The sequence below is a fragment of the Pedobacter panaciterrae genome, assembly GCF_013204795.1.
Classification (GTDB): domain Bacteria; phylum Bacteroidota; class Bacteroidia; order Sphingobacteriales; family Sphingobacteriaceae; genus Pedobacter; species Pedobacter panaciterrae.
Genome location: NZ_JABMKW010000016.1, coordinates 21,101 through 41,422, shown reverse-complemented (window position 1 = coordinate 41,422; position 20,322 = coordinate 21,101). Strand labels below are relative to the sequence as shown.

The following is a 20,322-nucleotide window of genomic DNA, read 5'->3' as shown; positions in this document are numbered from 1 at the left end:
TCAAAGAATTAAAATATTTTATATGAAACCTATAAATAGAAATACATACATATTTTCCATCGCTCTTATAACGCTGTTCGGATCAGGTTGTAAAAAGGATTTTCTTGCAGTAGATCCGCCGACGGCAATTAATGCTGATTTGGTATGGAAGGATCCTGCATTGGCACAAGCTTTTGTTACCGAGATATACAATGGATTAAATGTGGGGGGATTTGATGAGCAAATGTTGTCGTCAGTTTCCGACGAGTCACTTTTTACGCATCCAAACAGGGGAATCGATCTCGTTAATGCAAGTACCATTAATCCAACAACATTAGGGTGGGTTCATGTAACCTGGGGTTACGATCAGATGTATAACCGCATCCGTGCTTGTAATATCACGGTAGAAAAGTTAACAGGTACCGATAATGCAATTACTGACGAGGCTGTAAAATCGAAGTTGTTGGGACAGGCTTATTTTTTAAGAGCTTATTTTTATCAGCAGTTGTTGCGATACTACGGTGCTGTGCCGCTTATTACAAAAAGCTATGGACTTAATGATGATTATAAAGTAAAAAGAGCCACTTATGAAGAGTGTGTAAACTTCATTGTTAAAGATTGTGAGGAGTCTTTTAATCTATTAAAAGATCAAACAATGGTAAAGGGGCAAACTAATTCTTTGGCTGCTTTAGCGTTGAAATCACGAGTTTTGTTATATGCCGCAAGTGATCTGCATGATGTTCCTACGGCAAAATCAAAATCTACAGTGATTTCAAGTTATGCTAACCCAGAATTTTTAGGATATCTAACTGGTGATCGCAATGCACGCTGGAAAGCAGCACAAGATGCAGCAAAAGCTGTAATGGATGCCGGAACAGGGTATAAGTTGAACCTGGATGCAAAAGTATCTGTTGCTGAAGGACGTAATAACTATAAAAGTATAGCTATGGGTGGTGGTAGTAAAGCGCCGGGCATAGATATCGCTGCTGCTTCTGAGTTAATTTTTGCCAGATACTTTATAGATCGCAGTGACTTGCGCTATGGAAGAGCAAATGGACCAAATGGTTATCATAACTGGGCTGGTAACACCCCAATAGGCTTGCTTGTTGATGATTATGAGATGATTGATGGAACAAAATTTAGCTGGACAAATACTGCGCAGCAATCTGCTCCTTATCAAAATCGTGATCCACGTTTCTACGCAACTGTTTTATATGATGGTGCTGGCTGGAAACCAAGAGATAAAGTTTCAGGATCAGTAGATCCTGCTAACCAGATACAAACCGGTGAATATGACCTTATGGAGGACGGGAAAAAGATCCGTTTTAAAGGGCTCGATACAAGAGGTAGCTCCATTGAAAACTGGAACGGAAGCTGGACTGGCTATTATACACATAAATTTATAGATCCGGATCCGAATATTGTAGATGCTTCTATGCCTCAATTTGTGCCATGGCCATTCTTCAGATATACTGAGGCGGTAATGAATTATATTGAAGCCAGTATAGAGCTAGGCGATTTCGCTCCGGCTGTATTGTGGTTAAATCGTATTCGTTTCCGTTCAGGAATGCCTGCAATTGCAGGTAGTTCGAAGGAAGTTTTAACCGAAATTTATCGCCATGAGCGCAGAATTGAAATGGTATATGAAGAACAACGTTATCATGATACGCGCAGATGGATGATAGCACCTGCAACCTTGGGTAGGAAAGCGACTTACATTAAAGTGTCCGGTACTTTTAAAGCAGGTAAAACTATGTCTGAGCCTTATCATTATGATACTTCAGTTTATGATTATACATACACACCAACTGTAGAGACCGCACAGGAAAATCGCAAATGGGAAGATAAAATTTATTTCAGACCATTTAGCCGTGATGAGATCAACAGAAATAGTGAGTTGAAACAAAATCCAGGTTACTAATAACGCACTCAATATCGTGAGGGCTGTTCATCCAGAGCAGCCCTTTTTTTGATTTTATTTTGAATCGGCGCTTTTACTCTCTCTTCGTTGATTATTTCTGTAACATTAGCGGCGAGAATATAAAAATTGCTTGACCTTAATTGAAAAAAACATATTTTTATCCAGGAATCAAATAATAAAGGAAATGCAGCATGTTATAACACAATCAATAATTCAATATTGATTGTACTTTTCTATAAAGAATTTTCCGGTTACTTACGACTTCCAGGCTTAGTGCATTTTTATATGTTTAGGCCAAATTCATCATTTTTATAACATTTAAACTATCAATGGATTCATCGATCAAGACATTTATGAGTAAAATAGAATTTCGGAACGCACATGAACCGGAATTTTTGCAGGCAGTATATGAAGTAGCAGAATCAATAATACCCTTTAGTGAAAAGAATTCTAAGTATAAAATAAACAAGATTTTAGAAAGAATTGCGGAGCCGGAAAGGGTTATCATTTTTAGAGTGCCTTGGTTGAATGATAAAGGTGAAGTTGAAATTAATCGTGGGTTTAGGGTTCAAATGAACAGCGCAATTGGTCCATATAAAGGAGGTTTGCGCTTTCACCCATCTGTAAACTTAAGTGTACTTAAGTTCCTTGCGTTTGAACAAGTATTTAAGAACAGCCTTACCGGGTTGCCTATGGGTGGGGGTAAAGGAGGTTCAGATTTTGACCCAAAAGGGAAATCTGATGCTGAGGTGATGAAATTCTGCCAAAGTTTTATGACCGAATTATATCGCCATGTTGGTGCTGATATTGATGTTCCTGCCGGAGATATTGGTGTAGGGGCAAGAGAAATAGGATTTCTGTTTGGTCAGTATAAGCGCATCAGAGGCGAATTTACAGGGGTTTTAACAGGAAAAGGGTTTGAGTGGGGAGGAAGTTTAATTCGTCCTGAAGCAACTGGCTACGGTGTGGTATACTTCGTTGAAGAGATGCTGAAGCTGAAAGGTGATTCGTTAAAAGGAAAAAACGTTGTCATTTCAGGTTCTGGAAATGTTGCTCAATATACAGCAGAGAAATGTATAGAAGTAGGGGCAAAGGTATTGACCTTGTCAGATTCGGAAGGTTTTGTTTATGATCCTGATGGAATAGACACAGAAAAGCTTAAGTACATCATGGAACTTAAAAACAGTCGCAGAGGAAGAATTAAAGAGTACGCAGATAAATTTAACTGCCAATTCTTTGCTGGCGAGAAACCATGGGGTATAAAATGTGATGTGGCTTTTCCTAATGCTACTCAAAATGAGGTGAATGAGAACGACGCTAAGATTCTGGTAGAAAATGGTTGTCTTTGTGTTGCAGAAGGTGCAAATATGCCATCTACACCAGACGCTATTCATGTGTTCGAAAAAGCTAAGATCTTGTATGCTCCCGGTAAAGCTGCCAATGCCGGTGGTGTTGCCGTTTCAGGGCTTGAAATGTCCCAGAACTCACTTCGTTATTCATGGGATCGCGAAAAAATTGATATTAAACTAAAAATAATTATAGCTCAGATTCATCAGAATTGTGTTAAATATGGCAAAGAAGAAGATGGCTATGTAAATTATGGTAAAGGAGCAAATATAGCAGGCTTCGTTAAGGTTGCTGATGCAATGATAGCGCAAGGTATTGTATAATACACTGAGCCAATAAAAAAGCCTCTTTACATTTAGTAAAGAGGCTTTGTACTCAGAGCGGGAATCGAACCCGCACGACTTTTAAGGTCACAGGATTTTAAGTCCTGCGTGTCTACCAGTTCCACCATCTGAGCAGGTGAATAACCTTTTAAAATGAAATGCCTTCTACTGAAGGCATTTTGAGCGAAAGACGAGATTCGAACTCGCGACCCCGACCTTGGCAAGGTCGTGCTCTACCAACTGAGCTACTTTCGCGTTGGTATTGTTGTTTTATTGTACTCAGAGCGGGAATCGAACCCGCACGACTTTTAAGGTCACAGGATTTTAAGTCCTGCGTGTCTACCAGTTCCACCATCTGAGCATAGTCTTATTTCAATATCTGTTGAAATGATGACTGTTTACTTAAAAACCTGTAAAGGTTTTTAGAGCGAAAGACGAGATTCGAACTCGCGACCCCGACCTTGGCAAGGTCGTGCTCTACCAACTGAGCTACTTTCGCATTGGTTTCATTAAATCATTATCCAATGATTCCCTTTTTAAAACAATAATTAATAACCTTGTTTCCGTTTGGGATTGCAAATATAAATACTTTTGTATTACCGTCAAGTTATTTTTTATAAAAAATGCTGCGGTTAAGCTAAGCCATTGGTCTTTAGTACTTCCGAGATTAAATCGCTTTCAAAACCCTTCCCCATTAAGTAAGAAGTAAGCTTATATTTCCTCTTGTAATCGTCTTTTTCTTTAATGGAGGGTAACTTTTTGTTCGCTAAAACGAGTATAGTTTCTAAATACTCATCATAATCTATTGTTTTAAGCGCGTTCAAAATCATCTTTTCAGTTACCCCTTTCAATTTAAGGCCCTGTTTGATTTTCATCTTTCCCCATTTCTTTATCTTAAATTTACCAGAAACGTAAGCCATCGTAAAGCGCTCCTCGTTCAAAAAGTTTGTCTGTATAAGTTCGGAAATAATTTCTTCAACCTCATTTTTCCAAAGCCCCCATTCATAAAGTTTGTTTCTGATTTCCTGCTGAGATCTTTCCTGATAAGCACAGTAGTGCTCAGCTTTTGCCAAAGCCGCTTTCTTATCTAACTTTACGGTTTGTTTTTTTGATGAATCGAGCATTTACAATATTACAAAATGTGCTTGTCATTAGTGTGATTTATGTTTAAACAAGAATTTCTTATTTAAGTGCGGTGTTTTTATCAAAATCTTCATTGGGCTGGGTTTTAATATCTTGTAAATGAGTAAAAAGCGATAATTATCTCAAACATTTTGTTTGTTTTAGGGTTTTTTTATTAAATTATTGCTGAAAAGGCGTATTTTAGCTTCGTTCGGATGTCATTTAGTTAACTCTCCTTCTATGGAACCAAAAAAAATATTGAAAGTCGGATTAGATTCTGCAGCGCCATTTCCTATGCATTCAGATTACAATTCTGAAAATTTTGAAGGTTTCGAAGTCGACTTAATGAAAGCCATAACCGAACATCTTGATTTGGAGGTAGAGTACGAAGTTTCATTATGGGCAACCATTCTCGAAAAGCTGTTTAAAGGGGAGCTGGATCTCATCTGCTCTGCAGTAACGGTCACACCCTCGCGGAGGCATATCCTTGAATTCAGTAATCCCTATCTGCATTTTAGATTATGTGCTGTAGTTAATAATGATGATGACATAAAGGACATAAATGACCTTAGAAATAAAACAATCGGTATCAGAGAAGCAACCGAGGCAGAGCGATATGTTCATGTTAATTTCCCGGGCAACAATATGGTACATGCCGAAACAAACAAAGAATTATACAGAAAGTTACAAGCAGGAAAAATAGACCTGCTTATCGATGATTCACCAATTGCAGGCGGGTTTTTACAAAAAAACAAAAAACTAAAAGTAGGGATGTATCTGCCTAAAACAGATTCTCAATATGCGATTGCCATGAAAAAAGGGGATACTCAGCTTCGTGATCAGTTTAACGAAGTTCTGGGTCTTTTAAAGGAGAATGGGACCTATCAGACGATTTATAAAAAATGGTTCACTGATATTCAGTTTTAGAAAAGCTCATATAAAGACCATACTTTTAGAACGAGCTCTCATTCATTTCTTTAAAAAAGTTTAATTTTGAGGCATGAGCAATCCCAATTATTCCATTTCTCTTATTGCCGGCATTTTAAGTGCAAAATCATACATAGCCAATGATCAGGCTATAATTACCAAATTGGTAATTGATAGCCGAAGCGTAATTGATCCGGATGAGTCTTTATTTTTTGCTTTGAATGCAAAAAGAAATGGGCATGAGTACCTTAAAGATGCTTATGCAAATGGAATTAAGAATTTTGTAATCAGTGATGAGGATTACATTGGTAGTTTTCCTGATGCTAATGTCCTGTTGGTTGCTGATGTATTAGTTGCGCTTCAAACTTTAGCAAAATACAACCGTGAACATCATACACTAAAAACAATTGCGATTACCGGAAGCAATGGTAAAACTATAGTTAAAGAGTGGTTGTATCAATTGCTTGCAGCTGATTTTAATATAGTTCGAAGTCCGAAAAGTTTTAATTCTCAAATTGGTGTGCCTCTTTCTGTATGGGAAATTGAAGAGAACCATACCATGGGGATATTTGAAGCAGGTATCTCCAAATCTGGTGAAATGGATAGCCTTGCCGAAATTATACAACCAACAATAGGTATTTTAACCAATATTGGTGAAGCACATGCAGAAGGTTTTTCTTCCGTTAAAGAAAAGCTGCTCGAAAAGTTAAAGCTCTTTAAAAATGCTGAGTTGTTTATTTATTCTCCGGAATATACTGAGGGATTAAGTTTAGATGATTTACCAGGCAAATCAAAATTCTCCTGGAGCTTTAAACAAAAAGCAGATCTACAGATTTTATTTATAGAGCCAATAGATGGCAGGAATTATATAAGAGCGAAGTTTAAAGGCGAAGAAATAGAGTGCTTAATTCCGTTCAGCGACAAAGCTTCTCTTGAGAATGGTGTTATTTGCTGGGCCACCTTGCTTGCATTGAATTACACACCTCAGCAAACAGATGCTTTGTTAGAAAAGCTGACACTTGTTAGCATGCGTTTGGAACTGAAAAATGGAATCAATCAATGTTCAGTTATTGATGATTCTTATAGTGCCGATATTTCCTCATTGGCCATTGCACTTGATTTTTTAAACCTGCAGAACCAGCACCCTAAAAAGACTCTTATACTTTCTGATTTGTATGAGACGGGGAAAAGTGATGAGGACCTGTATGCAGAGATATCCGCCCTGCTTAAGCAAAAGAATGTAAACAGGCTGATAGGGGTTGGACCCCATATTTCTGCCGCTGCAAAGCTATTTGATATGGAAACTTCCTTTTTTGATAGCACATTAGCTTTTATCGAGAACTTTCCATCTCTTCATTTTAGTAACGAAACTATTTTAGTTAAAGGAGCCCGCAGGTTCGAGTTTGCCCGGATCAGTAAACTGATTACCCAAAAGATACACGATACGGTTCTGGAGATCGATTTAAATGCGTTGGCAGGCAATCTGCAGTTCTATAGAAATAAAGTAAAACCTGGCGTTAAAGTTATGGCAATGGTAAAAGCTTTTTCTTATGGTAGTGGTAGTTTTGAAATTGCCAACCTGTTACAATACCATAAGGTTGATTATCTGGCTGTAGCTTATACAGATGAGGGAGTGGCGCTTAGAAAAGGAGGTATTTCTATGCCTATTATGGTAATGAGTCCTGAACCTTCTGCTTTCGACGCTATAGTTAAGCACAAGCTGGAACCTGAAATTTATAATCTGGATATTCTAAAAAGCTTTATCAGTTTTCTAAGTGAAAATGTGAAAAATTATCCCGTCCACCTCAAAATAGAAACAGGAATGCACAGGCTAGGTTTTGAAGAACCGGAATTGGCAGATCTTTTACAACAATTAAATGAAACCGAGAAAGTAAAAGTGATTTCTGTATTTTCTCATCTGGTTGGAAGCGATGACCCCCAACATGATGAATTTACGGCACATCAATTGGAAAGATTTACGTCCGCGGCAGATAAGATTAAGGATGGAATAGGCTACTCATTTATCAGGCATATTTCTAATACATCAGGGATTTCCCGTCACCCCGAGGCCCAATTGGACATGGTTAGACTTGGAATTGGACTGTATGGTTTTGACGGAGGGTTATCTCATAATAAAGGGCTCCAAACTGTAGCAGTTTTAAAAACTACAGTAACTCAGGTAAAGCCTATAAAACCTAATGAAACGGTTGGTTATAGCAGAAGGGGTGCTCTGCCCAATGGAGGCATGATCGCAACCGTTAAAATTGGTTATGCCGATGGATATAACCGTAAATTTGGAAATGGCGTTGGTAAAATGCTGATTAACGGTCAGCTTGTACCTACTGTTGGTGTGATATGCATGGATATGTGCATGTTGGATGTAACTGGTTTAGACGTGAAAACGGGCGATGAGGTGATCGTTTTTAATGGAAAGCTTACCATCTCTGAGTTAGCAAAACAAATAGATACCATACCCTACGAAATATTAACAAATGTATCTCAAAGGGTAAAACGAGTGTATTTTTATGAGTAGTTTTATCTAAGTTTGCATCATGAATAGAATTGGTAGGGCGTTGTTAAATTACCTTATTAAAGGGTTGTTGATTGTGCTGCCTATTGCACTAAGTATTTTTATTGTGATTTGGGCTGTTACTACCGTAGACAGCTGGTTAAATGTAAACAATATTCTCGGAGTAGATCCAAGAACCGGGGCAAGCAGAAATATTCCCGGACTAGGCTTAGCATTGGTAATTTCCATTATCCTGGCTGCAGGAATTTTTGTAACTAACTTTGTTACTGAACCAATGTACAACTGGTTTCAAAAAGCTTTAGACAGGCTTCCTGTGGTAAAGTTTATTTACTCATCTATTAAAGATCTTACTGAAGCATTTGTAGGCGATGAGAAGAAGTTTAATCACCCGGTGCTTGTAGAGGTTGAAGGAGATTTAAAGAGGATAGGCTTTCTTACTCAGGCTGATCTTAAATCAATAGGACTTCCTGGAGAGGCAATCGTTTATTTCCCATTTTCGTACTCTTTTGCCGGTCAGGTTTACGTTGTTAAAAACGAAAAGATTAAGTCGTTAAATATGAGTGCTGCGGATGCCATGAAGTTGGTTGTATCTGGCGGAGTTAGCCATTTCTAAAATAATATGATCAAAATTTATCATAATAATAGATGTAGTAAAAGCAGGTGTGCGTTAACTATTTTGGAAGATAGCGGAAAGGAATTTGAAGTGGTCAATTACCTGGAAACCGTTCCTACTGTTGAAGAATTGCAGACTATTGTCGGTAAATTAGGAATTGCTCCTCCTGAGCTCGTGCGTAAATCAGAAACTCTTTATAAGGAGAATTATAAAGGGAAAGATCTTTCTGATGACGAATGGATCGCAGCAATGGTTGAAAATCCAATATTGATAGAACGTCCGATATTAGTTTCTGATGATCTCGCCGTTATAGCAAGACCATCAGAAAAAATTTATGACTTTCTTCAACAGCCTGTCTAGAAATTCGGTTTTAGAACATACTTCTCATAGAATCTGAAAATATGCTCGGTAGCCTCTTCGGCCGTATCAACTAGTCTGAATAGGTTTAAATCCTCTGCATGAATGTTATGCTCCTTGTTTAGCATAGTGCTGGTTATCCAGTCCACTAATCCACTCCAATAATCCCTACCTATAAGCACAATAGGAAATCTTGCAATTTTACCTGTTTGTATAAGTGTTATTGCTTCAAAAAGCTCATCCATGGTACCCATACCGCCGGGTAAAACAATAAAGCCTTGCGAGTATTTCATGAACATTACCTTTCTTACAAAGAAATAATCAAATTCAAGGAGCTTGTTATGGTCAATGTACTTATTGTGGAATTGTTCAAAAGGCAATTCTATATTTAGACCAACTGACTTGCCACCATTTGTATGTGCACCTTTATTCCCTGCTTCCATGATACCGGGTCCGCCGCCAGTAACAACTCCGTAGCCACGGTCTGTTAGCAGTTTGCCACACTCAACAGCTATTTGGTAATACTTATTTGTTTCAGCAGTTCTTGCCGATCCAAAAATGGTTACGCATGGGCCTATTTTTGCCAACTTTTCAAAACCGTCAACAAATTCGGCCATTATTTTAAAAATCTGCCAGGAGTCGGTAACTTTTATTTCCTGCCAGTTCTTGTTCTCAAATGCGCTTCTTATTTTCTCTTCACTTGTCATTCTAATAGGTATTATAATATTTAAAATTTGGTCTGGGTTGTAGTTTGTTTCCCAGTTATCCAAAGAAGTATAAACGTAATCAGGCCATTTAATATGATAAGCTCAAAACCCAGGGCGTAATTAAACCAGTTTAAAGAATTTATATCTATTATATAGCATAGTATTGGCGAGACGATACAGATATAAGGTACAAGCTTATCTGTTACAGCTTTTTTAGTCAGCATACCAAAACCGAATAATCCTACCAATGGACCATAAGTATATCCGGCTGCTTTGAATATCGCGTTCACAACAGAATCGTCATTAATGAGTTTAAAAACCATGATCACAAGAACCATTAATATTGAAAAGCCAACATGCACATAATGTCTTTTACTTACCAGTTTTGGGTCGTTTTGATCAGCCTTTTTATCGAAATGTAAGAAATCTACGCAAAATGAAGTGGTTAAAGCAGTCAATGCCGAGTCCGTTGTCGCAAATGTTGCAGCGGTTAATCCGAGCATGAAAATAATGCCGGGAATAACATTCAGGTAATTTAACGCAATTTCAGGGTAAAGGTGATCTGGCGTTTTTAATGCAGCCACATCAATTCCATTTTTTGCTGCAAATAGGTACAATAAAGCGCCTACACTTAAAAAGAAGATGTTCATTACAACAAAAACCGCAGTAAAGGTGAACATGTTTTTTTGCGCTTCACCTATTGTTTTCATGCTCAGGTTCTTTTGCATTAAGTCCTGATCAAGCCCAGTCATGGCAATGGTTACAAAAATACCCCCAAGGAATTGTTTAATAAAGTGCGTTTTACTGCCCATAAAATCTTCCCAAAAGAAGATTTTTGAATAGCTGCTGTTTTTTACCGCTTCAAAAGTGCCGGCAATATCCAGGTTTAAAGACCTTGCAATAAAAATGATAGATAGCACCACAGACAGGAGTAAGAATACGGTTTGTAAGGTATCGGTAATGATAATGGTTTTTAATCCTCCCTTATGGGTATAAAGCCAGATAAGCACCAGACAGATAACGATGGTGAGCCAAAAAGGGACATTCCAGGCATCGAATATGAATTTTTGCAATACGATAGCAACAAGGTAGAGTCTGAAAGATGAGCCAATAGTACGCGAAACTAAGAAGATAACAGCACCACTCTTATAACTCCAAAAGCCTAAACGCCTTTCAAGATAGGTATATATAGAAATGATGTTTAACCTATAATATAAAGGCAATAGTACCGTGGCGATAATGACAAAACCGACAGCATTACCCAGTATAAACTGGAAATAGCCAAACTCGCTTTTACCTACCGCTCCGGGTACGGAAATGAAAGTAACGCCGGAAAGAGCCGTTCCAATCATTCCAAACGCTACCAGGTACCATTTTGAATTTCTGTTTGCTATAAAAAATGAAGCGTTGTCGGAGTTGTTTCGGGATGTAAAATAGGATACACCTATTAGCAGTGCAAAGTAACCGAGCAGAAAAGACAAAAGTATAATTGGACTCATTTTTTATGATTAGTTAAGATTCTAAATGTAAGAAACCCTCATGAGTTTCTACTTATAAAAATTAAATATCAGGAGATAAATATAAATTTACATTCACAATTTATCTAAGTTTGTAAGATGAACTTTTCTTCTAAATTGCTTGAGGACGCTGTTAACGAATTTTCGAAGTTACCTGGCGTTGGACAAAAGACAGCTTTAAGGTTGGTTCTGCATTTATTAAATAAAGAGCAGGAGGAAGTGGAGCATTTTGGAAATGCAATTGTAAGGCTTAGAAAAGAAATTAAGCACTGCGGCATTTGTCATAATATTTCTGATAACCATATTTGCGAAATATGCTCAGCACCTAAGCGCGAAAAGGAAGTGATTTGTGTAGTAGAAGATACCAGAGATGTTATGGCTGTGGAAAACACTTCTCAATATTTTGGCGTTTATCATGTGCTTGGCGGTTTAATATCTCCAATGGATGGAGTAGGACCATCTGATCTGTTTATTGATTCATTGGTACAGCGGGTCGCTACAACTCCCGTAAAAGAAATAATACTGGCACTTAGCGCCACAATGGAAGGTGATACTACACTCTTTTATTTGTATAAACGGCTTAAAGATTTTCAAATACCAATTACCACGATTGCCAGAGGAATTGCCTTTGGAGGTGAGTTGGAGTATGCTGATGAGATCACACTGGGAAGGTCTATTATTACCAGAGTACCTTATGAAAACTCATTAATTAAATAATTAGAATGGATTTTAAGAATAAAGTAGTCATAATTACGGGTGCATCATCTGGTATTGGAAAAGCATGTGCTGAAGAGTTTGCTAAACGCGGTGCTAGCCTGGTTCTTGGTGCCAGACAATATGTTACACTTTGCGAAATTACCGCCGATCTGGAGGCAAGATATGGCATAAGAGCTATTGCAGTTCAGGTAGATGTGAGTAAAGAAGAAGAGTGTGAAGTGCTTGTTAAGCAGGCCTTAGTCACTTTCAGTAAGATAGATATATTAATTAATAATGCGGGCTTATCTATGCGTGCATTGTTCAATGATCTGGACTTGTCTGTATTGAAAAACCTGATGGATGTGAATTTCTGGGGTACGGTTTATTGCACTAAATATGCGTTGCCCGAGATTTTAAAAACACAAGGCAGTGTAATAGGGGTATCATCAATCGCGGGGTATCGTGGTTTGCCTGGTCGTACCGGTTATTCTGCTTCCAAGTTTGCCATGAATGGTTTTATGGAGTCACTGCGGACCGAATTACTTAAAACCGGTGTTCATGTGATGGTAGCCTGCCCTGGTTTTACGGCTTCTAATATTCGGGTTACAGCATTGGCTAAAGATGGTGCTGCTCATGGCGAAACAAGTATGGAAGAAGGTAAAATGATGACCGCTGAAGAAGTGGCTACTCGTATCGTTGATGGCATTGCTGCAAGAAAGCGCACTTTAGTTATGACAGGGCAGGGCAAACTAACCGTATGGATTAATAAGTTATTGCCTGCATTGGCAGATAAACTGGTTTTTAACCATTTTACCAAGGAAAAGAACGCCCTGATTAAGTAAACCCGCCCTGCAAAGAAGTAATAAATTTTATTTTTTTTGATAAAAGATTTGCTGCTTTGCAAAAACAATTCCATATTTGCTTTAATGATACTTACAAACGGACTTAACAACTGGTGGTGGCACAACGCAATAGCGTAGTGTAACCCCGTTTTGAACGTTTTATTTTATATAAAAATATTTTGAGGGTTGCTTAAGGCAACCTTTTTTGTTTTACGACATTTTGAAAAACTTCTTTAAGAAGAAAATAACATGAAGAAAATACTTAACCACCTATTTGAAAACAAAACCTTCAGTAGAGCAGAGGCACAAAAGATACTTACTTCTATTGCCTTAGGCGAATTTAATACTTCGCAGATTGCCGCTTTTATTACGGCGTATGGGATGCGGAACATTACTGTTGCTGAGCTTCAAGGCTTTCGTGATGCTATGCTTGATCTTTGTGTGAAACTGAACTTTTCAGATTATGAGCTTGTAGATCTTTGTGGAACAGGAGGTGATGGTAAAGACACCTTTAACATATCTACACTTGCTTCTTTTGTTGTGGCTGGCGCAGGTCACAAAGTGGCTAAGCATGGTAACTATGGTGTGTCATCTGGCTGCGGTTCTTCAAATGTTATGGAGTACCTGGGTTATACATTTACTAACGAACAGGATATTTTAAAACGCAGTTTAGATACAGCAGGGATATGCTTTATCCATGCCCCGTTGTTTAATCCGGCCATGAAAATTGTTGCGCCTATACGTAAAGAATTAGGAGTTAAAACCTTTTTTAACATGCTTGGACCAATGGTTAATCCAGCACAACCTAAAAATCAAATTGTAGGCGTGTTTAGTCTCGAACTAGCCAGGTTGTATGCTTATTTATATCAGGATACTGATAAAAACTATACGATACTGCACGCGGTGGACGGTTTTGATGAGGTTTCGCTGACTTGCGATTTTAAAACTTTTAGTAAAAATGGAGAATCGTTGGTAACCGTTGCTGATCTTGGGTTTGCACAGATTGATGAGCAGGAAATAAAAGGAGGGGATACGGTTGAATCATCAGCAAAGATTTTTATGAGTGTGCTTAATGATGAATGTACCGATGCTCAACGAAATGTTGTGCTTTGCAATGCCGCACTTGCTATTCAGACAATAGATAACACTAAATCTTTTGCGGATTGTTTTTATGAAGCAGAGGCTTCTTTAATGAGCAAGAATGCTTTGAATAGTTTTAAAAACTTAATATCAAGGTAATGGATAAGAGACTGAAAGTATGTGGAATGAAGGTGCCATCAAACATCGAAATGGTGGCAGACTTGCAGCCTGATTATATGGGATTTATTTTCTATAATGGCTCAAAAAGATTTATTGCGGATCTTTCAGCTCAGTTTGTTAAGGATCTGCCTTCTAATATCAAAAAAACAGGTGTTTTTGTAAATGAAGAGCTTAGAATAGTGGTTGAACGGGTTTTGGAATATGGACTATATGCTGTTCAATTACACGGAAACGAATCTGCTAATTATTGTAGCCAGCTAAAAGCATTATTAGATATAGAAGTAATAAAGGCGTTTGGAATTGATGAACAATTTGATTTTGAGCAGTTGGAAGCATATGCTGATTCAGTTGATTACTTTTTATTTGATACCCAGACTCCCGATCATGGAGGTTCAGGAAGGACTTTTAACTGGGAGTTGCTTCAAAAATATGTGTTAGATAAACCATACTTTTTAAGTGGGGGAATTGATTTGGAAAGTATTGATGAAATAAACAGAATAAAAGATGTGCGTTTTTATGCTATTGATATTAATAGCAAGTTTGAATTGGAGCCTGGGCTAAAGGATATAGATAAATTGATTGACTTTAGAAATATGTTGTCCTATTGAGTTTATTCAACCAAGGATTTAAGAACAAGACTATGAACTATTTTGTAAATGAAAAAGGATACTACGGAGATTTTGGCGGAGCTTATATTCCGGAAATGCTATATCCGAATGTAGAAGAATTACGACAAAATTATCTTAAAATTATTGAGGATAAAGACTTTCAGAAGGAATTTCATCAGTTACTTAAAGATTATGTCGGCAGGCCCTCGCCACTATATCTAGCTAAACGATTATCGCAAAAATATAACGCAAATATTTTTCTGAAACGTGAGGATCTGAATCATACGGGTGCACATAAGATCAATAATACCATTGGTCAAATATTGCTTGCAGAACGTTTAGGTAAGAAACGTATTATTGCCGAAACTGGTGCCGGACAACATGGTGTGGCTACTGCTACAGTGTGTGCATTACGCGGATTAGAATGTGTAGTATATATGGGAGAGATTGATATTCAAAGACAGGCTCCCAATGTTGCACGAATGAAAATGCTGGGTGCTAAGGTAGTTCCTGCAACTTCAGGAAGTAAAACGTTAAAAGATGCTACCAACGAAGCCATGCGCGATTGGATTAATAATCCGGTAGATACCCATTATATAATAGGTTCTGTTGTTGGGCCACACCCGTACCCGGATATGGTGGCACTTTTTCAATCTATCATTTCAGAAGAGACTAAGAAGCAATTGATAGAACAAACTGGTAATGACCAGCCGGATTATGTGCTGGCCTGTGTTGGCGGTGGTAGTAATGCCATGGGCATGTTTTACCATTTTATTGATGATGAAAAGGTAAAACTAATCGCTGTAGAGGCTGCAGGTAAAGGGGTTGATAGCGGGTTTTCGGCAGCTACAACTACACTGGGTAAGGAGGGTGTGTTGCATGGCAGCAGAAGTATTTTGATGCAAACTGAAGATGGTCAGGTTGTTGAACCTCATTCTGTGTCAGCAGGATTAGATTATCCCGGCATTGGCCCTCAGCATGCACATTTGTTTAAAACTGGTCGTGGTCAGTATGTTTCCATAACTGATGATGAGTCTTTGGAAGCTGGTTTATTGCTTACTCAAATGGAGGGTATTATCCCTGCAATAGAAAGTGCTCATGCACTGGCTTATCTGGAGAAAATGAATTTTAAAGGTGGGGAGAATGTAGTGGTTTGCTTGTCGGGCCGCGGTGACAAGGATATGGATACTTACATGAGATATTTTGGATTATAAAAGAAATGAATAGAATTAAAAAGTTATTTCAGGAAAAGAAAGATATATTATCAATTTACTATACAGCTGGTTATCCTAATCTTGGAGATACAGTGGCAATTGCAGAAGAGCTAGAGCGTTCAGGTGCAGACTTATTAGAAATAGGGTTCCCATATTCTGATCCTGTTGCTGATGGCCCGGTTATACAGGCGAGCAGTAAGCTGGCGCTTGATAATGGTATGGATTTAAGACTGCTGTTTGAGCAGCTTAAAGATTTACGTAAAACGGTAACTATCCCGGTTTTGTTAATGGGGTATGTAAACCCAATGCTTCAATTTGGTGTAGAGAATTTCTGTAAAGCTTGTGCAGAGGTAGGCGTTGATGGTTGTATAGTTCCGGATCTCCCAATGGTTGAACATGAGGAGTTGTATGAACCAGTTTTTGCTAAATATGGTTTAAGTAATATATTCCTGGTTACTCCTCAAACTTCTGAAGAAAGGATCCGTAAAATCGACGGTTTAAGTAATGGATTTATCTACTTGCTATCCTCGTCGGCAACTACAGGAAAAAATCTTCAGGTATCTGATACAACCGAAACATATTTTTCAAGAATTGCATCATTAAAACTTAAAAACCCAACCATGATAGGTTTTGGTATAAGTAGCAAAGAAACCTTTGATAAAGCATGTAAATATGCTAACGGTGCAATTATAGGTACTGCCTTTGTGAAAAGCTTGTCTGCTGATGATGTTCAGGGCAGTGTTAAAAACTTCATGAAAGAATTTAAGCCTTAACCGGCGCTTTTCCTTTAATAGATTTTAGGAAAACAAAACCAACTAATCCTGCAATAACCGAAGCACAAAGAATCGCAAATTTTGCTTCGGTTACATGCATTTCATCACTAAATGAAAGTAAGGATATAAATATGGACATGGTAAATCCTATACCAGCCAACATACCTAAGCCAATAATGTGTTTCCAGCCTGATTGCGACGGAAGTGTTCCCAGTTTTAGCTTTACTGCAAGCCAGGAGAACAGTGTAACACCTATTGTTTTTCCGGCAAAAAGACCAGCCACAATTCCAAGCCCCAGCGGCGATACTAAACCGTCAAGCATTTCTTTTTGAAAGGTGATGTTGGTATTGGCCAGTGCAAAGATCGGCATGATAAAATAATTTACAGGACCATTTAATAAATGCTCAAGCTTTTCTAAAGGAGATTCTGTGTTATCTGAATTGGTTGGTATGGTAAGGGCAAGCAACACCCCTGCAATTGTTGCGTGTATGCCTGAGTGGTGAATGAAGTACCATAAGAACACTCCGGGTATAAGATAAAAATAAAGCGGTTTTATCTTAAAGAAGTTAAATACCAGCAATAGCGCAAGTACACCTCCTGCCATCAGGAGGTAATGAAAATGTACCTCATTTGTATAAAAAATAGCAATAACCAGGATGGCGCCAAGGTCATCAACAATGGCCAGGGCAGCAAGAAATATTTTTAATGAGGCCGGAACACTTTTACCCAGCATGGATATGATAGCTAAGGCAAAGGCAATGTCGGTAGCCATTGGAATTCCCCATCCAGATGCCGTAGCGGTATCTTTATTTAAAATGAAATAAATAAATGCGGGTACCAACATTCCTCCAAGAGCAGCAACTACAGGCAAGGAAGCCTTTTTAATAGATGAAAGCTCGCCTTCTACCAGCTCTCTCTTGATCTCTAAGCCCACAAGAAGAAAAAATACAGCCATTAGCGCATCATTTATCCAGGCAGAAACAGTAAATACATAAGAGCCAGAGCCAAATGTGAAGCCTAAATCTGTTGATAGTAGTGCAGAAAAGCCATTCTTATAACTAGAGTTTGCAATAAACAGAGAGATCGCAACACATACCATAAGGAGTATGCCTCCAATTTGTCCTGATCTTAAAAAGTCTTTAAATGCTTGTAAGTTTATTATTTTGGCCATTTATAGGTAGTTTTCCAGGTTTCCTTTTCCTTGACGGATGATTTCAAAATCTCCTGATGTACAGTCTACAACCGTAGATGGTTCATTGTCTCCATATCCACCATCAATTACGATGTCTATAGTGTCTTCATATTTTTCGTGGATCAGTTCAGGATCTGTAGAGTATTCAATTACTTCATCATCATCATATATAGAAGTAGATAGAATTGGATTTCCAAGCTGCAAAACAATTTCTCTTGCAATATCATTATCAGGTACCCTTATACCAACAGTTTTCTTGTTGGAACTTAGTAGTTTTGGTACATTTCCGTTTGCATTCAGTATAAATGTAAAAGGGCCAGGTAGAGCTTTTTTTAGTAGCCTGAATGTGGTGGTGTCGATAGGTTTTATATAGTCTGAAATGTGCCTTAAATCCGAGCAGATGAAAGAGAAATTGGCCTTTTCAGGTTTAATACCTCTTAACCGGCAAATTTTTTCAATGGCTTTATGATTAGTAATATCGCAACCCATTCCATATACGGTATCGGTTGGGTAGATGATTATTCCTCCCTTTTTCAATACTTCAACAACTTGCTCAATCGCCTTGGGATTTGGGTTTTCAGGATAGATTTTAATAAGCATGTGTAAATTTACAAAATATTGATCCGAAATCAGATTATAATTGTTCTATTGGCATGTTTTTATTAAATTAAGGAATATGAGAAAAGCATTTATCGCAATTGCGGCGTTTTTGGTGGCACTCACTGTAATGTTGGGTCTTACTTATCCGCCTTTATGGTGGTTATTCATTTTTACAGGACCAGTTGTTTTGTTGGGTATTTATGACCTGTATCAACCAAAACACAGTATAGTAAGGAACTACCCAGTAGTGGGCAGATTAAGGTACTTTATGGAAGATTTAAGGCCAAAGGTGTATCAATACTTTGTAGAAAGTGATACCAATGGTAAGCCATTTAGCAGACTTAGTCGTTCATTGATTTATCAGCGCGCAAAAAGAGAAAATGATACTATTCCATTCGGGACACAATTGGATGTATATGAAAATGGTTATGAATGGCTAAGCCACAGTATTTCAGCAATCAGCCATACTGAACTTAATGAAGATCCGCGTGTGTTAGTAGGGGGTCCGGAGTGTTTAAAGCCGTATTCTGCAAGTATTTATAATATCTCTGCTATGAGCTTCGGTTCATTAAGTCAGAATGCTATTCTGGCTTTAAATGGTGGAGCCAAGATGGGTAATTTTGCGCATAATACAGGTGAAGGTGGTATAAGCGATTACCATGCTAATCCCGGAGGGGATTTAATCTGGCAAATTGGTACTGGGTATTTTGGCTGTCGTCATCACGATGGTACATTTAACTATGAGGCCTTTGCCGAGAGGGCAAGTACAGATCAGGTAAAAATGATTGAGATTAAGCTTTCTCAGGGCGCTAAACCAGGACATGGAGGTATATTGCCGGCTAAAAAGGTTACTCCTGAAATTGCAAGGATAAGGTTGGTAAAAGAGGGGTTTGATGTGATCTCGCCTCCAGCTCACGCTGCCTTTAAAACGCCGTTAGAATTAATGGGTTTTGTAAAGAAACTGAGAGAGCTTTCTGGTGGTAAGCCAATTGGTATTAAACTCTGTATTGGAAGAAGAAGTGAATTTTTTGCCATTTGTAAAGCAATGGTTGAAACAGGTATTTATGTAGATTTCATTACTGTTGATGGGGGCGAAGGTGGTACAGGAGCTTCTCCACAGGAATTTTCTAATGCGGTTGGCATGCCATTAAGAGAAGGTGTGGCTTTTGTTTACGATGTTTTGGTAGGTTTTAACCTTAAAAAGCACATTAAAATTATTGCATCGGGTAAAGTAGCATCTGGATTTGATTTGGTAAAGAATATCGCGCTTGGTGCTGATCTATGTAATTCGGCGAGAGGAATGATGTTTGCGTTGGGCTGTATACAGGCCTTAGAGTGCAACAGTAATACTTGCCCAACAGGGGTGGCAACACAGGACCCAAGTTTAATGAAAGGTCTTGTAGTGGGAGATAAAACAGTTAGGGTTTATAATTTCCATAAGCTAACTGTTGGTAGTGCTGTAGAGTTATTAGGTGCTGCGGGTTTACATCATCCTTATCAATTGACCAGGGCATATATCAACAGGAGGATTGCGCCCAATGTAATGCAATCATATATGGAAAGTTTCCCATACATCCCTGAAGGAAGTTTATTGCAGTCACCTTACCCTTTAAGGTTTGAGTTGGGAATGGCACTGAGTGTATCAACAAGTTTTGTGCCTTCTGATTATAAAGTTTCACTGGTTGATTATACACATGCAAACTCATTTGCAGATGATTTGAATCAAAATCAGAATAGGTAATAAATATAAAAGGGGTGTATCAATCATGATTGATACACCCCTTTTATATTTTT

General features: G+C 38.1%; 18 protein-coding genes and 4 tRNA genes. 13 read left to right on the top strand and 9 right to left on the bottom strand.

Annotation, left to right across the window (positions count from 1 at the left end; all coding sequences use genetic code 11):
* Positions 1–22 precede the first annotated feature (22 nt).
* Both HQN86_RS08115 and gdhA read left to right on the top strand, forming a co-directional pair.
* Positions 23–1,900: a RagB/SusD family nutrient uptake outer membrane protein gene (locus HQN86_RS08115; RefSeq protein WP_172660515.1), complete on the top strand. Its 1,878-nt coding sequence runs from the start codon at positions 23–25 to the stop codon at positions 1,898–1,900.
* A 329-nt stretch (positions 1,901–2,229) separates the two neighbouring features.
* Positions 2,230–3,570 (top strand): NADP-specific glutamate dehydrogenase, encoded by a 1,341-nt coding sequence (gene gdhA, locus HQN86_RS08110; protein WP_172660514.1) that lies wholly within the window; start codon positions 2,230–2,232, stop codon positions 3,568–3,570.
* A 49-nt stretch (positions 3,571–3,619) separates the two neighbouring features.
* Here the strand turns inward: gdhA and HQN86_RS08105 are convergent.
* The 5 genes from HQN86_RS08105 to HQN86_RS08085 all read right to left on the bottom strand — a co-directional run bounded on the left by HQN86_RS08105 (position 3,620) and on the right by HQN86_RS08085 (position 4,694).
* Positions 3,620–3,704 (bottom strand) — tRNA-Leu (locus HQN86_RS08105).
* 48 nt (positions 3,705–3,752) lie between these two features.
* A tRNA-Gly gene (locus HQN86_RS08100) sits at positions 3,753–3,825 on the bottom strand.
* Positions 3,826–3,846: 21 nt separating this feature from the next.
* Positions 3,847–3,931, bottom strand: a tRNA-Leu gene (locus HQN86_RS08095).
* A 65-nt stretch (positions 3,932–3,996) separates the two neighbouring features.
* A tRNA-Gly gene (locus tag HQN86_RS08090) sits at positions 3,997–4,069 on the bottom strand.
* 133 nt (positions 4,070–4,202) lie between these two features.
* Positions 4,203–4,694 carry a regulatory protein RecX gene (locus tag HQN86_RS08085; protein ID WP_172660513.1) on the bottom strand — a complete coding sequence of 164 codons (492 nt, stop codon included), beginning with the start codon at positions 4,692–4,694 and terminating at the stop codon, positions 4,203–4,205.
* 238 nt (positions 4,695–4,932) lie between these two features.
* Here HQN86_RS08085 and HQN86_RS08080 point away from each other — a divergent pair, with 238 nt between their 5' ends.
* From HQN86_RS08080 to arsC, 4 genes are all read left to right on the top strand, one after another.
* Positions 4,933–5,619 (top strand): substrate-binding periplasmic protein, encoded by a 687-nt coding sequence (locus tag HQN86_RS08080; protein WP_172660512.1) that lies wholly within the window; start codon positions 4,933–4,935, stop codon positions 5,617–5,619.
* 73 nt (positions 5,620–5,692) lie between these two features.
* Positions 5,693–8,152 carry a bifunctional UDP-N-acetylmuramoyl-tripeptide:D-alanyl-D-alanine ligase/alanine racemase gene (locus tag HQN86_RS08075; protein ID WP_172660511.1) on the top strand — a complete coding sequence of 820 codons (2,460 nt, stop codon included), beginning with the start codon at positions 5,693–5,695 and terminating at the stop codon, positions 8,150–8,152.
* A 19-nt stretch (positions 8,153–8,171) separates the two neighbouring features.
* Positions 8,172–8,762, top strand: a complete 591-nt coding sequence (locus tag HQN86_RS08070) for a DUF502 domain-containing protein (RefSeq protein WP_172660510.1) — start codon at positions 8,172–8,174, stop codon at positions 8,760–8,762.
* Between the two features lie 6 nt (positions 8,763–8,768).
* Positions 8,769–9,122: an arsenate reductase (glutaredoxin) gene (arsC, locus tag HQN86_RS08065; RefSeq protein ID WP_172660509.1), complete on the top strand. Its 354-nt coding sequence runs from the start codon at positions 8,769–8,771 to the stop codon at positions 9,120–9,122.
* Here the strand turns inward: arsC and HQN86_RS08060 are convergent.
* Positions 9,119–9,826: an LOG family protein gene (locus tag HQN86_RS08060; RefSeq protein ID WP_172660508.1), complete on the bottom strand. Its 708-nt coding sequence runs from the start codon at positions 9,824–9,826 to the stop codon at positions 9,119–9,121. The genes arsC and HQN86_RS08060 overlap by 4 nt on opposite strands.
* Positions 9,827–9,846: 20 nt before the next feature.
* The gene (locus tag HQN86_RS08055) at positions 9,847–11,325 is read right to left on the bottom strand and encodes a sodium:solute symporter (RefSeq protein WP_172660507.1); all 1,479 of its coding nucleotides are present in this window, start codon (positions 11,323–11,325) and stop codon (positions 9,847–9,849) included.
* Between the two features lie 117 nt (positions 11,326–11,442).
* On the opposite strand from HQN86_RS08055, the gene recR reads away from it, so the two are divergent.
* The 6 genes from recR to trpA all read left to right on the top strand — a co-directional run bounded on the left by recR (position 11,443) and on the right by trpA (position 16,736).
* Positions 11,443–12,060, top strand: coding sequence for a recombination mediator RecR (gene recR / locus HQN86_RS08050; protein ID WP_172660506.1), 618 nt, complete (start codon positions 11,443–11,445; stop codon positions 12,058–12,060).
* Between the two features lie 5 nt (positions 12,061–12,065).
* Positions 12,066–12,881, top strand: a complete 816-nt coding sequence (locus HQN86_RS08045; RefSeq protein ID WP_172660505.1) for an SDR family oxidoreductase — start codon at positions 12,066–12,068, stop codon at positions 12,879–12,881.
* A gap of 249 nt (positions 12,882–13,130) precedes the next feature.
* Positions 13,131–14,120 carry an anthranilate phosphoribosyltransferase gene (trpD, locus tag HQN86_RS08040; RefSeq protein ID WP_172660504.1) on the top strand — a complete coding sequence of 330 codons (990 nt, stop codon included), beginning with the start codon at positions 13,131–13,133 and terminating at the stop codon, positions 14,118–14,120.
* A complete protein-coding gene (locus tag HQN86_RS08035; RefSeq protein ID WP_172660503.1) occupies positions 14,120–14,749 on the top strand; it encodes a phosphoribosylanthranilate isomerase in 630 nt (209 codons plus the stop codon). The genes trpD and HQN86_RS08035 overlap by 1 nt, the downstream gene beginning before the upstream one ends.
* A gap of 32 nt (positions 14,750–14,781) precedes the next feature.
* Positions 14,782–15,963: a tryptophan synthase subunit beta gene (trpB, locus tag HQN86_RS08030; RefSeq protein ID WP_172660502.1), complete on the top strand. Its 1,182-nt coding sequence runs from the start codon at positions 14,782–14,784 to the stop codon at positions 15,961–15,963.
* A 5-nt stretch (positions 15,964–15,968) separates the two neighbouring features.
* The gene (trpA, locus tag HQN86_RS08025; RefSeq protein ID WP_172660501.1) at positions 15,969–16,736 is read left to right on the top strand and encodes a tryptophan synthase subunit alpha; all 768 of its coding nucleotides are present in this window, start codon (positions 15,969–15,971) and stop codon (positions 16,734–16,736) included.
* Here trpA and nhaA read toward each other — a convergent pair.
* The gene (gene nhaA / locus HQN86_RS08020) at positions 16,726–17,907 is read right to left on the bottom strand and encodes a Na+/H+ antiporter NhaA (RefSeq protein ID WP_172660500.1); all 1,182 of its coding nucleotides are present in this window, start codon (positions 17,905–17,907) and stop codon (positions 16,726–16,728) included. The genes trpA and nhaA overlap by 11 nt on opposite strands.
* On the bottom strand, positions 17,908–18,528 hold the full coding sequence (locus HQN86_RS08015) for an L-threonylcarbamoyladenylate synthase (protein ID WP_172660499.1): 621 nt from the start codon (positions 18,526–18,528) through the stop codon (positions 17,908–17,910).
* A 76-nt stretch (positions 18,529–18,604) separates the two neighbouring features.
* Here HQN86_RS08015 and HQN86_RS08010 point away from each other — a divergent pair, with 76 nt between their 5' ends.
* Positions 18,605–20,269: an FMN-binding glutamate synthase family protein gene (locus HQN86_RS08010; RefSeq protein WP_172660498.1), complete on the top strand. Its 1,665-nt coding sequence runs from the start codon at positions 18,605–18,607 to the stop codon at positions 20,267–20,269.
* Positions 20,270–20,322 lie beyond the last annotated feature (53 nt).